Raw genomic sequence first — 13,545 nt, forward strand, 5'->3', positions numbered from 1 at the left:
TGAGATAAGATCCGGTGACCCGAAACGTTTTGGGTCCGATCGACCTGTTTTCTTCATTATTCTTTATTATCATAAGTTTATATCTATTTTACTCGCAAGCTACGGCAAAAAATTTTGGTTACCGCGCGCAACACAGGTTTTGTTAACAAATTTGGCTTAAGCCCGTACAAAAAACAGTAGGTTTGATTAAAAAACAACCAACACGACGGTAAAATTGATTCATTGCTTGACTATGTTGTCGAATTAATGTTTCCTGTATTTAAACGCGGTTCAACATCACAAATTTTAATGAATCTTGTCACAAAGTAATTTGAATTTGCTAAGGTGTTGCAAGTGTTAACCAATACCCCGCTGTTGCATGAATAACATTAAGCATAGCAGCAGCGTCTTTTTCCCTGGTGTTGGCGCAGTATTAGCGCACCCCGGCTTCGGCTGGGGTCATTTTTTTGTATCAACGCTGTTTTTCAGCAACCCACTCGCGCAGTACCTGCACATCGTGTTGCCATTCACGCTTCAGTTCTTCGACCCATTCGCCCACGTTGTCCCACCATGCCGGTAGTTCAGGGCTTTGAATCTGCTTTGCCACCTGCTGAAGATGCTGTAACCCAACCGAGCCTGCTGCACCCTTGATTTTATGCCCTTCCTCAGCAATGCCTTTTTGGTCACGCGCCATCATGTTGGAATCCAGCACCTCAAGATAACCCGGCATCATCTGTTCAAACATAGTCAGGCTTTGCGTAATCAGCTTCGGCCCCACCAGATCCAGATATTGTTCGAGCATAGGAACATCCAGTATTGCATCGGTTTTACTGTTATTCACGAACCTGGCCGGCTGCGCATCGCTCTCAGACTGATAGTCCCAAAACTTTTTAATGATGGCCGTTAACGCGGGCACGGCAAGGGGCTTACTGAGCACGTCGTCCATGCCAGCGTCGAAGTACTCTTTTTTGTCTTTCAGCACGTTGGCCGTTAACGCCACCAACGGCGGCAGGTTTGCGTCTGGATGTTGCTGACGGATGGCGCGTGACACATCCATCCCGGTCATGTCCGGCAGCTGGATATCTAACAGCACCAGATCAAACTCAAGCGGATCAAACATCTCCAGTGCCGCCTTGCCAGTCATCGCCACTTCTACGCTGCATCCGAGTTTTTCCAGTACCGAGCGTGCAACAACGACATTCAGCTCAATATCTTCCACCAGCAGGACGTGCAAAGCCGGGAGCGGAAGCGGGTCGTCCACGCCTTCATCTTCCACTTCTTCTGCAATGCGTGGCGCTTTTATCACAACGGTAAAGCAGGAGCCCTGCCCCGGTGCGCTGTTTACGCTGATATCCCCGCCCATGGCCTGTGCCAGGCGGCGTGACACTGCCAGACCAATACCGGTTCCGGTCGCCGGCTTCCCACCGTGTTGATCGGTAACCTGATAATACATCGCAAAAATTTTATCCTGCTCTTCCTGCCGAATCCCCTGCCCTGAGTCCTGAACCTCAAAGCGCAGCGTTTCATCCTGCTCGTACGCGACGCGTACGACGATCTCTCCCTGCTGGGTGAATTTCACCGCGTTACCAATCAGATTCCACAGAATCTGCCGCAGGCGCGTGCCATCAGTCGAGATCTTATGCGGCAGCGGGAGTTGTGGCGCCATGACAAACTTCAACCCTTTAGGCTGTGCCAGCAGGCCTGAGAGGTTTTCCAGATCGGCCAGGAAACTGGTGAAGTCGACCGGCTGGTTATCCAGCTGAACCTTGCGGCGTTCGATCTTATCGACTTCAATGACGTCATTGAAAATGTTGCCCAACGTAATCGCGGAAACGTGGATCGTTTTCAGGTACTTAAGCTGCTCCTGGTTCAGATCGGTATCCAGCAAGATGCGACTGAGCCCGACAATGCCGTTAAGCGGCGTACGAAGCTCGTGGCTGATCGTTGAGATAAAGGTGGTCTTCTCGCGGCTGGCACTCTCCAGCGCGTCCTGATAGCGTTTACGCTCGGTAATATCGCGTCCGAAGCCCATCAGCCCACTGCGCTTACCCACGCGGTCATAATAGGGCACTTTGCGGATCTCAAAACAGGCTTTACGGCCATCGGGATACTGCAGCCACTGCTCATAGGTCAGCGAGACGTTATGCCGGAAGACTTTTTCGTCGGTCTCCAGCACCTTGGTGGCCGTATCGTTGTCATAGATGTCGCGAGGCGTCAGACCAATAAGCTGTTTTTCGCTTTTGCCGGTTAACAGCTCCATGGCCCGGTTACAGCCCGAAAACTGTTTATCGATATTGCGGTAAAAGACCAGATCCGGTGAGGCATCCAGGAACGAACGCAGAAAGGAAGACTGTTGCTCCAGCTCAATTTGCGCCTGCTCGCGGCGCGCCACCTCTTCACGCAGCTTCGCCATCACCTGCTCACGTGCTTCCTCAGCTTTTTTACGATCGGCGATTTCATTATTAAGCTGTGAGATGGTCTCTTTCATCTGTTGATTTAGTTCGAGATCGCGCGTGCGCATCTCTTCCAGCTTATCCACCAGCCTTGCCAGACGCTGACGAGACTCTTCCAGTTGGTCAACCACCACAGAAAGGAAGTAGACCGCCCAGGGCGTGATTAAGAGGCCAAAAAAGACCGAACGCACCATATCGATACTTTCGACGTGGCCACGCAGTACCATGGTGACCGCCATCTGCACAATCATCGCCAGCACGACCAGCGCGGAGGCCAGCAGCAGCGAGAAACGTACCAGGCCAAGCTTGACCATTAAATCAACATAATATTGCGCCAGCAGGCGAATCTGTTTCATAAACACTCCCTGGATGAGAACAGCCACATGATAGCGTATTTATTTCGCTGTCGTCGCAGTGCATAAGGTAAGATCGCCGCGCGGATGCACTTATATGGTGCAAAACACGGTCTCTTCGCCGACGTTCAGCTCCTTAATGCTAAAACCCTTGACTAATTGTGCTAACTCAATGAATCTGTAAGGCCGCCTTTTTGCAAGGCGGGCTATTACTGCCTCTGCTTTTTCGCCAAATAACCTCCTGTTATCGCGACGCCATGCTTTTCATGCATACTCATTCATATAAATTGCAGTTTTAAGCAACCTGACGTGATTAATTTTGCTAATCATGATGCCCTTATTCATTCAAATTTGGTGCTATAAGAAAAACAGATACATCCTGTGCTTACACTGCCTGCAGCAGCATTTGATGCTGTTTAGTCCCTTATCGCCAGCATACTTCAGTGATTTCACGCCTTCTGCACAGTGATACAGTTCACATTTCATACCCTATACCTGAATGGCAAACTGACACATTTTAGACATAAAAAAATAATAAATTCATTCAGTTAAGGATACAAAGACGGGATTAAACTGTGTCAGTATCACTATTTGACCTCGATTCGCTTTCCCGATAAGTTGGAATTCCGCTGAAAGCTTTCATGATGGATACGTGTCACGGCATATCTATGCAACATGACGCCCACATGGTTTGAGTCATCTCCTTTCGAGAACGGAAAAATCAAGCGCAACGCCTCAAGGGACCTTTCTCCTGGCGATGAAAAGTGCGTAAAACCCAATCGCGCAGGCTGTCAGGCGCGGAAATGAAAGAATTTGCGCTGGGAAGTGTGCAGTTGAACTCAGTGCCTGAAACAATGCAGGTAATGTCTAAAGCAGTTTTAAGGAGACCCTCAATGTCCAGTAAAAAACCTGATTCCTATGGCTTATATGACCCAGCAGCAGGAAGTGACAGCTGTGGTGTAGGTTTCATTACCCGTAAGGACGGCGAGCAGACTCATGAAATTCTGCGCATGGCGCACAGCGCACTCTGTACGGTTCCGCACCGTGGAGGTATGTCCGCCGAAGGCGTGGGCGATGGCGCCGGGGTTAACGTCGATCTTTCCCTGCATTTTTTCCGTAAAATTACCGGTCAGGCGCTTGAGGCCGGACGCTTTGGTGTAGGTAACTTCTTCGTGCCGAAAGACACGGAACTGCGCGCCAATGCCGAACGTTTAGTCGAAGAGACGCTAAATCGCTTTAATCTGCCGGTTATCCTGAAGCGTGAAATGCCGCTGGATAACAGCGTCACGCGCCCGGCTGCCATGCAGTTTCAGCTTCCCATTGTGCAGTGGATTTTTGCCGCACCTCAGGACATCAGCAATCAGATCGATTTCGAAAAACTGATTTATCGCGCCCTGCTGACGATCGAGGCACAAGCCTTTACCCAAACCGAATTTGGCGGGTTATATCCACTGTCATTGTCGTCGCGCACCCAGGTCTTTAAAGCGCGCCTGAATTCGAATGAAGTGATCCCTTACTTCAAAGATCTGACCGATCCCGATCATCACGTACGCGGACTGTTTTTCCATACTCGCTTCTCAACGAATACCGATCCGCACACCACCATGGCACAGCCTTTCCGGTTGATGGCCCACAACGGTGAGCTGAATACCGATCGTAAAAACCGCATCGCCGAATCTGCGTTGGCTTCCGCCCGTGGCAAAACTATTGTGCGTCCGAAAGGCCAGTCAGACAGTTCGCGACTGGATCAGAGCATTCACAGCCGCCTGATGGAAGACGATCTGGACCTGATCACCGCGGTGGTGTCGATGATGCCGCCTGCCTGGGAAAACGATACCGCGCTCTCCCCTGCCGTGCGTGACATGCTGGAATACTTTTCGCTTTATGAAGAGAAAAACGATGGCCCGGCCGCCTTAATTTTTGGTAACGGCGAGGTAATCGGTGCGCGTCTTGATCGCCTGGGGCTGCGCCCGCTGCGTTCAATCGAAACGGCGGAATACATCGGTGCCATGTCCGAAGCGGGACAAATTGCCTTTCCCCCTGAAAGCGTGCTGCGCCGTGGCCGTATTGAAGCCGGCGGCATGCTGTATTTTGACCATCGCGAAAAGCGCAGTTACACCACGCACCAGGCGCTGGAGAAGCTGGCTGCTGAAAAAGACTATGCGGCATTGCTCGGCAAGTCGCGTGTCGATTTACGAGAGCTGCCGGTTATTCCTGCTGAACAACAGGGTTCTCCCCTGCGCTATCGCGGCGATCTGAAAACCTATCAGCGCTTCGTGGCGTACTACTACAACCAGGAAAGCTTTAAGTTCATGATGGATCCGATGCTGAACACCGGCGCCGAGAAAATCTCTGCGATGGGTTACGGCAATGCGATTAACGGCCTCTCCGATCATGAAGGCGGCATGGCGCACTACTTCTCGCAGCGCTTTGCCCAGGTGACCAATCCACCACTGGACTCCATTCGCGAAGCGGATGGCATGACGCTGCGCGTGGCGCTGGGCGCTAAACCGCATCTGGGCCGCAGTAAAGGTCGGCAGATCATTGTGCCAACCCCGATTCTGACCCATCTGGACATGCTGCAGCTGCGCGAGCAGAACGTGGCCCCTTACGCTCGCTTCGAAATGCTTTACGAGCCGGTCACCGGCAAAGATCTGCTGAGCCGCACAGCGAACGCCAGCGCGCTGGAAAAAGCGATTGACGATCTGGCACAGCAGGTGGTGGATTTTGCCCGCTCAGAGGGCGGCATTGCCGTACTGACCGATCGCCATATCTCTTCTACCCAGGCCGCATTGCCCATGCTGCTGGTCATTTCTGCCGTTAACCAGCGTCTGGTACAGGAAGGTTTACGCCTGGATGTGTCGCTGGTGGTGGAGAGCGGACAGATCATCTCTTCTCACCATATTGCGGCTACGCTGGGCTTTGGCGCGTCAGCCGTTTATCCGCTCGGCGTGCAAATGCGTGCTGAGGAAAAATTTGGTGAAGGCGAAGAAGGCGACAAAGCCTTTAAACGCTACGCTAAAGCGGCCGAAAAAGCCCTGATGAAAACCATGGGTAAAGTGGGGCTGTGTACCGTTGAGAGCTACAGCAGCGGCGAGTTCTTCGAGCCTAACTTCCTGAATACCGATGACCCGGTACTGAGAAAGTATTTTCCAAACATCAAAACGCCAGTGGGCGGCGCGGGCTTCGCAACCATCGCTCAGATGGCGGTGGACTGGCATCAGAGCGCACTTAAAATTCAGGGCGAGTCCGAAGTGCCGCTGTTAGGCCTGTTTAAAGAACGTGCAGAGGGCGCAGGCCACTCTTACGGCACCATTGCCGTACGCACCTTTATTGATATGACGGAAGAGCCGATTCGCTTCGCGGACAAAGCGCGTGAAGAGGATAACTTTATTCGTCTGATGACGCTGGCCCGTCTGGACAATGCCTTTGGCATCAAGCCGGAGACGTTTAAAGACAGCAGCTTTGAGCGCATCCCGGATGAGGTGATGAATGATTTTGCCATTACGGCCGATTATCGTCAGTTCTCCAGCCTGATGTACGAAGAGCGCAAACGCCGCCCAGCCGCGCTGCGCGATATTCTGGCCTTCCCGGCAGATCTTACCCACATCGACAGTGAGGCCGAATTCCGGCGTAAGCTGGGTCGCTACTCGCTGACTAACAATGGTTTTGCCACCCGCGGCCTGGTCTGTGACGCCATTGAGGGCAGCCAGAATGCCTTTATGCTGCGTCTGACCGATGCCATTGCCGGACTGAAACCAGAAAGTGAACGCCTGCTCAACCTGTCACGTGCGCTGAAAGCCCGTTTTAACGACGAGATTGAAACCGCAGAAGTGGTTGCTGGCGGCCTGAAAGTCACCGCCAGCGGCAAAGCGGCGGACTACCTGTCACGCATTTTCACGGCGCTGCCGTCGCTGCCGTTGAGCGATATTCAGCCCGCGAGCGAAATTACCCGCACTTTCGCGTCTGGCGCGATGAGTCACGGTGCGCTGGTCGCACCGGCGCATGAAGCCGTTGCGCATGGCACCAACATGGTCGGAGGCATGAGTAACTGTGGAGAAGGCGGTGAGCACTACTCCCGTCACGGCACCATTCGCGCTTCACGTATCAAACAGCTGGCGTCAGGCCGCTTTGGCGTCTGGGCGGCCTACCTGGCCGATCCGATGCTGGAAGAGCTTGAGATCAAAATCGGCCAGGGCGCCAAGCCCGGTGAAGGCGGTCAGCTTCCGGCGGCAAAAGTTACCGTAGAGATCGCCGCCGCACGCGGCGGCACGCCAGGCGTTGAGCTGGTTTCTCCGCCGCCGCACCACGATACCTACTCTATCGAAGATCTGGCGCAGCTGATTCACGACTGTAAAGCGGCCCGCGTGCGCGTCATTGTGAAGCTGGTGTCATCTGAAGGTATTGGCACCATCGCCGTGGGCGTGGCGAAAGCCGGTGCTGACGTGATTAACGTTGCCGGTAACACGGGTGGTACGGGCGCCGCCTCGGTGACCAGCCTGAAATATACCGGTCGCGTTGCCGAAATCGGTATCGCCGAAGTTCACCAGGCCCTGTGTGCAAACGGCCTGCGCGACAAAGTTCTGCTGCGTTGCTCAGGCGCACAGCAAACCGGCAGCGACGTGGTGAAATCCGCTCTGCTGGGCGGCGACAGCTTTGAGTTTGGTACCACCGCGCTGATGATGCTGAAGTGCGTGATGGCGAAGAACTGTAACGTTAAATGCCCGGCGGGATTAACCACTAACGCCGAAGCCTTTGATGGCGACCCACGCCAGCTGGCACAGTACTTCCTGAACGTGGCGCATGAAGTGCGTGAGATTCTGGCGCGTATGGGCCTGCGCTCCCTGCGTGAAGCCCGTGGCCGCGCCGATCTGCTCCATCTGATGGATCACCCGTTGGAAGTCGGTAAGCTGGACCTGCGTGCCATGCTGACCGTGGTGCCCGAGCTGAAGATTGCTAAGCCAGTTTATCTGGAGAAAGATTTTGAACTGGATGACCGCTGGGTTGAAGAACTGAGCCAGCAACTGGTCGATCAGGGTAAAACCTCTCTGCAACTGGGTAAGGATGTTGTACTCAACAACCGCAATAAAAGCGTGGGCGGCCAGTTAGCTATCGATATTGAGCGCATGCTGAATCACACCCTGACGGCTGCACAGATTCAGGCAATGCCGGCCGTGCTTCGTGACGATCGCGGTCGTCGCTATCTGGCACCTGCCAGCGTAGAAATCACCACGACCGGCTCTGCCGGTCAGTCCTTCGGGGCCTTCTGCAATGACGGCATGCTGATGAAACATCGTGGAACCTGTAACGATGGCGTCGGCAAAGGTCAGTGCGGCGGCGAACTGGTCGTGCTCTCACCGGGCGGCGGCGCGCAGGACAGCGATGGCAACGTTCTGATCGGTAACTTCGCTCTGTTTGGCGCCACCGGCGGCCGTCTGTTCGTTCAGGGCCAGGCCGGCGATCGCTTCGCGGTGCGTAACTCCGGTGCCACTGCGGTGGTGGAAGGCGTCGGTGACTTTTGCTGCGAATACATGACCAACGGCGCAGTGTTAAACCTGGGCACCTTTGGTAAAGGCTTCGGTAACGGCATGAGCGGCGGCTTTGCTTATCAGTACGATCCCTATGGTTCACTGGCGAGCCATGCGGCGGGCGACTCCGTTCTGTTTGGCTCAATCGCTGACCCGGATGAGCTGGCACAGATTCATAAGCAGGCGGTTCTCACCATGCTGAACTGGCACCTGGAGGCCACGCAGTCTCCGCGTGCCGCCTGGCTGCTGGAGCACTGGGAAACCGAATGTCAGCACTTTGTCTACGTTATGCCGCGTTCCCTGCTGCTTTACCAGGATGGCGGTGAAATTCTGAAGGCCAAGTCCCGCAAGGATCTGCTGGAAGAGCTGTCAACGGCGCTGGCAGGCCATCAGGTTGCCAAGTTTAAAGCCGCCTGGCGCGAAGGCAAGACCATTGCCGACGGCGCGGTTCCGGCTTATGGCGCGACAGATACGCAGGAAATGTTTGTTTTACTGAATAACTACACCGTACTGAGCTTTGCCCAGCAGTTGGCACTCAGCAAGCTGCCGAAAGGCACGCCGGTTGAAGACGCCGCCGTGGAGAAAGCTGTGCGGAATCTGCTGATGACCGAAGACTTTTCACTGGTGAGTAAGCTGCAACGCCATGCGCGAGCAGCGATTGAAAGCTATAGCGACAGCGAGTTGGCCAGCCTGATCGGTTCAAAACGCATGTCCGATTACAAAGCGGCACTGACGCAACGTAATATCCGCTCAATGGACAGCCTGGCCACTTACGGCTGGATCATGTATCAGGATGCCTGCAACCGTGACATTCTCGGTCGCCTGCCTGATTTTGAAGAGTTGTTTGCGCGTGCGGCGTTACCTGAAATTGCAGCGGCCGTGGGTAAACTGGCCTGACAGCAGGCTCAGTGAACAGAACTGTGTTTAATGATGATGACCCTGATTTGTTCGACGTGCCGGGCGCAGCGGCATCCTTATCCTCTCAGCAGCAGGCTGTTGCTGAGAGCACAGGAACCGCCCGCCTTCGGCACAGCGAAGCATGACGGTTAAGAGCGGGATTGAGTAAAGGTATCCATGAAAATTCCATATATTCCTGAAGATGCACCTTTCAATGGTGATCAGAAATACTGGCTGGCGGGCTTCCTGGCCGGCCTGCACTCCCGTTTGTTGGTGCTGGAAGACAAACAGCAGCCGGCTGCGGGCAGCAGCGCTGCCGCGACCACCCAACTGCACATCCTTTATGGTTCTCAGACCGGTAATGCTGAGGCGCTGGCCCAGTCAGCGGCGAAGTCAGCCCGTGCCAAAGGTCTGGTGCCGGTCGTTCAGGCATTAGGCGATGTGGATCTCGACGTGTTCGCCACCATGCGACACGTGCTGATTGTCACTTCGACCTATGGTGAAGGTGAAATGCCCGACAACGCCCAGCTGTTTTGGGACGCGATTTCCGCCAGCACCGCGCCACGTCTGGAGCAGATGCACTTCGCCGTGCTGGCCATTGGCGATACCGGCTATGACGGATTCTGTCAGGCAGGTAAGTTCCTGGATATGCGCCTGGAACAGCTTGGGGCAAAGCGCGTTGTTGACCGCATTGACTGCGATATCGATTACGAAGAGCCGTCAAATGAGTGGATTAACAGCACGATGCCCCAGTTTGCCAGCAGCGCAGGCAGCAGCGGCACGGTGCTGGAGAGCGCCCCGGAAGCGCCGGTTATTCCTGGCAGCAACAAATCGAATCCGTATGCGGCAGCCCTGATCACCAATAAACGCCTGTCGAGTGAGCAATCGGCAAAAGATATTCGCCACGTCGAGTTTGATCTCACCGACAGCGGCCTGAAGTATGAAGCCGGTGACGCACTTGGCGTGATTCCGGTCAACGAGCCGTCGCTGGTCAGCCTGCTGCTTACCCAGTTGAACGCCGATTACCAGACGCCGGTGCCGGGATTCGACAGGAGCCTGGGCGACCTGCTGACCTACCAGTTTGAAATTTCAGAGCCTTCACGCAAGCTGATCGAGTGGGTGGGCCAAAACACCACCAACCAGGAGCTGCGTCACGTGCTTCAGCACGACGACAAAGACGCGCTCGGTGTCTGGCTATGGGGCAAAGATACGCTGGATCTGCTCCAGCTCGAACTGACGCGTAGCCTGAGCGTACCCGAGTTCGTCGCCCTGCTGCGCCCGTTGCAGCATCGCGCCTACTCCATCTCGTCCAGCTCAAAAGCGCATCCGAATCAGGTTCACCTGACCATCGCCTCAGTGCGCTATCACAGCGGTGGCCGCAACCGCAGCGGCGTGTGCTCTACCTATCTGGCTGAGCGTGTACGCCGTGGTGAAAAGCCCGCGATCTTCATCTCACCCAACAAAGCCTTTCGCGTTCCGGCTAACGGCAACGCCCCGCTGATTATGGTCGGCCCCGGCACCGGTATCGCCCCGTTCCGCGCCTTTTTGCAGGAGCGTCAGGTAACAGGTGCTCAGGGTAAAAACTGGTTGTTCTTTGGCGATCAGCATCAGGAACACGACTTCATTTATCGCGAAGAACTGACGGCCTGGCAGGAAAGCGGGCTGCTCACGCGTCTCGATCTGGCGTTCTCACGCGATCAGGACAAGAAAATCTACGTGCAAAACCGGATGCTGGAACAGGGTGCAGAGCTCTATGCCTGGCTGCAGGAAGGCGGTCACTTTTACGTGTGTGGCGATGCATCACGCATGGCGAAAGACGTGGATAGCGCGCTGTATGAAATCGTACGTCAGTTTGGCGGGCTCTCCAGTGAACGGGCCGCTGACTACATCGATCAGCTGAAGAAAGAGAAACGCTACCTGCGCGACGTTTACTGATCGCTGCGGCAGAAAGCAAAAATCCGGGCAACCTGTGTTCCCGGATTTTTTTATGCCTGTTACCGGCTGGCAGACAGGCAAAAAAATACCCGTCAGGTGACGGGTATTCTGTGTTATTTCACCACGCGCAGTGCGGGACGGCCACCACGTGGCGGGGGATCGTCATCCGGTGAATTATCGTCATCGCTGGCATCATCAGGGCGGTCGCCGTCAATCACTGACATGACCGTCTCTTCCTGATTCTCAGCAAATTCCTGTGTGCCGCCTTCATAGGCCGGTTCAGGTTCAAACATCGTGCCTGCGCCGTTTTCACGCGCATAGATGGCGAGTATGGCCGCCATTGGGACATTCACCTGACGTGGAACGCCACCAAAACGTGCGTTAAACGAGACTTCGTCATTGCCCAGATCAAGGTTACCCACGGCACGCGGCGCAATGTTCAGTACGATCTGACCATCGCGGGCATATTCGAGTGGAACCTGAACGCCAGGCAGGTTGATGTCGACGACCAGATGCGGTGTGAGCTGGTTATCCAGTAACCAGTCATAAAAAGCACGCAGCAAATAAGGTCGGCGGGCTGTGAGTTGTGACATTTCCATACGTTAGCCCCGGGCTTGCAGGCGCATTTCACGTTCAGCTTCAGTCAGTGAAGCAAGGAAGGAGTCACGCTCAAATACGCGGTTCATGTAGCCTTTCAGCTCTTTAGAGCCCGACCCGAGCAGATCGATACCCATTGACGGTAAACGCCACAACAGCGGAGCCAGATAGCAGTCTACCAGGCTGAACTCGTCGCTCATAAAGAATGGCGTACGCCCAAACAGAGGAGCAATAGCCAGCAGCTCTTCACGCAGCTGCTTACGCGCCGCTTCAGCTTCCTGACCGCTACTGTTCTCAACCTTTCTCATCAGGCTGTACCAGTCTTGCTCAATACGGTGCATCATTAAACGGCTTTCGCCACGTGCAACCGGATAGACAGGCATCAATGGTGGGTGGGGAAAACGCTCATCCAGATATTCCATGATGATGCGTGATTCGTACAGCGTCAGTTCGCGATCTACCAGCGTCGGCACAGTGCGGTACGGATTGAGGTCAATCAGATCCTGCGGCAGGTTATCCATTTCGACCTGCTCGATCTCTACGCTGACACCTTTCTCGGCAAGCACGATACGTACCTGATGGCTAAAAATGTCAGTAGGACCAGAAAACAGCGTCATTACCGAACGTTTGTTGGCAGCGACAGCCATGAAAACCTCCCAGTTTGTTCACAAAAAGTTACTGCGAATGGCCAACCACACGGCGACTCACCTGCTCATAGAACTCGCTCGCAATCCGCGCTAACCACCCCCGACTAATGCGAGGCGCATAACGCGCCAGCTTGCGGGCGCAAAGTGACACAGAGTTTACCAGATTTTAGGCAGCTTGTGGGTGGGGGAATGCATTTTTGCGGGTAAAATGCGAACAGTATTGTGGTTTTATACGACAGGATGACCTGAGAATAAAAATAAAAAACCCGCCGGAGCGGGTTTTTTGTGCCAACTGTGTCTGCCGAAGCAGCAACAATTAACGCTTGGAGAACTGAGGACGACGACGTGCTTTACGCAGGCCGACTTTCTTACGTTCAACCTGACGAGCATCACGGGTAACGAAGCCTGCTTTACGCAGTTCGCCACGCAGTGACTCATCATACTCCATCAGAGCGCGGGTGATACCATGACGGATCGCGCCTGCCTGACCAGAGATACCACCACCTTTAACGGTGATGTACAGGTCCAGTTTACCAACCATATCAACCAGTTCCAGAGGCTGACGCACGACCATGCGTGCAGTCTCGCGACCGAAATACTGCTCCAGAGAGCGTTGGTTGATTACGATGTTACCGCTACCCGGCTTGATGAAGACGCGTGCGGATGAGCTTTTGCGGCGACCAGTGCCGTAGTTTTGAGTTTCAGCCATTGCCTTTAATCCCGATTAAATGTCAAGAACTTGCGGTTGCTGTGCCGCATGGTTGTGCTCGTTACCTGCGTAAACTTTCAGTTTACGGTACATAGCACGACCCAGCGGGCCCTTCGGCAGCATGCCTTTAACCGCGATCTCAATCACGCGCTCAGGACGGCGAGCAATCATCTCTTCAAAGGTCGCCTGTTTGATACCACCGATGTGACCAGTGTGGTGATAGTAAATCTTGTCAGAACGCTTGTTGCCGGTTACAGCAACTTTCTCAGCGTTCAGAACGATGATGTAATCACCAGTATCAACGTGCGGAGTGTATTCCGCTTTATGCTTACCACGCAGACGGCGCGCCAGTTCAGTCGCCAGGCGACCCAAGGTTTTGCCAGTTGCGTCAACAACATACCAGTCACGTTGGACGGTTTCTGGTTTAGCTGTAAAAGTTTTCATCGA

6 protein-coding genes and 1 pseudogene are annotated in these 13,545 nt (G+C 54.3%); 2 read left to right on the forward strand and 5 right to left on the reverse strand.

Annotated elements, in window-relative coordinates:
• Positions 1-368: 368 nt before the first annotated feature.
• A pseudogene (gene arcB / locus NXS97_RS11120) lies at positions 369-2,788 on the reverse strand (aerobic respiration two-component sensor histidine kinase ArcB).
• 890 nt (positions 2,789-3,678) lie between these two features.
• On the opposite strand from arcB, the gene NXS97_RS11125 reads away from it, so the two are divergent.
• Together NXS97_RS11125 and NXS97_RS11130 are read left to right on the forward strand one after the other, a co-directional pair.
• Positions 3,679-9,210 (forward strand): glutamate synthase-related protein, encoded by a 5,532-nt coding sequence (locus NXS97_RS11125; RefSeq protein ID WP_259232109.1) that lies wholly within the window; start codon positions 3,679-3,681, stop codon positions 9,208-9,210.
• 177 nt (positions 9,211-9,387) lie between these two features.
• Positions 9,388-11,145, forward strand: coding sequence for a sulfite reductase subunit alpha (locus tag NXS97_RS11130; protein ID WP_013024315.1), 1,758 nt, complete (start codon positions 9,388-9,390; stop codon positions 11,143-11,145).
• A 113-nt stretch (positions 11,146-11,258) separates the two neighbouring features.
• Here the strand turns inward: NXS97_RS11130 and sspB are convergent, their stop codons facing one another.
• The 4 genes from sspB to rplM form a co-directional block, all read right to left on the reverse strand.
• On the reverse strand, positions 11,259-11,744 hold the full coding sequence (gene sspB / locus NXS97_RS11135; RefSeq protein ID WP_013024314.1) for a ClpXP protease specificity-enhancing factor: 486 nt from the start codon (positions 11,742-11,744) through the stop codon (positions 11,259-11,261).
• 3 nt (positions 11,745-11,747) lie between these two features.
• Positions 11,748-12,389, reverse strand: coding sequence for a stringent starvation protein SspA (gene sspA, locus NXS97_RS11140; RefSeq protein ID WP_013024313.1), 642 nt, complete (start codon positions 12,387-12,389; stop codon positions 11,748-11,750).
• A gap of 316 nt (positions 12,390-12,705) precedes the next feature.
• Positions 12,706-13,098 (reverse strand): 30S ribosomal protein S9, encoded by a 393-nt coding sequence (gene rpsI, locus NXS97_RS11145; protein WP_006121723.1) that lies wholly within the window; start codon positions 13,096-13,098, stop codon positions 12,706-12,708.
• A 15-nt stretch (positions 13,099-13,113) separates the two neighbouring features.
• The gene (gene rplM, locus NXS97_RS11150) at positions 13,114-13,542 is read right to left on the reverse strand and encodes a 50S ribosomal protein L13 (RefSeq protein ID WP_006121722.1); all 429 of its coding nucleotides are present in this window, start codon (positions 13,540-13,542) and stop codon (positions 13,114-13,116) included.
• Between the last annotated feature and the right edge of the window lie 3 nt (positions 13,543-13,545).

Source organism: Pantoea sp. B623 (assembly GCF_024814475.1).
In the GTDB taxonomy this organism is placed as follows: domain Bacteria; phylum Pseudomonadota; class Gammaproteobacteria; order Enterobacterales; family Enterobacteriaceae; genus Pantoea; species Pantoea ananatis.

Coding starts and splice junctions, on each gene's coding strand:
- NXS97_RS11125 (WP_259232109.1), top strand. CDS start 3,679: ATGTCCAGTAAAAAACCTGATTCCTATGGCTTATATGACCCAGCAGCA.
- NXS97_RS11130 (WP_013024315.1), top strand. CDS start 9,388: ATGAAAATTCCATATATTCCTGAAGATGCACCTTTCAATGGTGATCAG.
- sspB (WP_013024314.1), bottom strand. CDS start 11,744: ATGGAAATGTCACAACTCACAGCCCGCCGACCTTATTTGCTGCGTGCT.
- sspA (WP_013024313.1), bottom strand. CDS start 12,389: ATGGCTGTCGCTGCCAACAAACGTTCGGTAATGACGCTGTTTTCTGGT.
- rpsI (WP_006121723.1), bottom strand. CDS start 13,098: ATGGCTGAAACTCAAAACTACGGCACTGGTCGCCGCAAAAGCTCATCC.
- rplM (WP_006121722.1), bottom strand. CDS start 13,542: ATGAAAACTTTTACAGCTAAACCAGAAACCGTCCAACGTGACTGGTAT.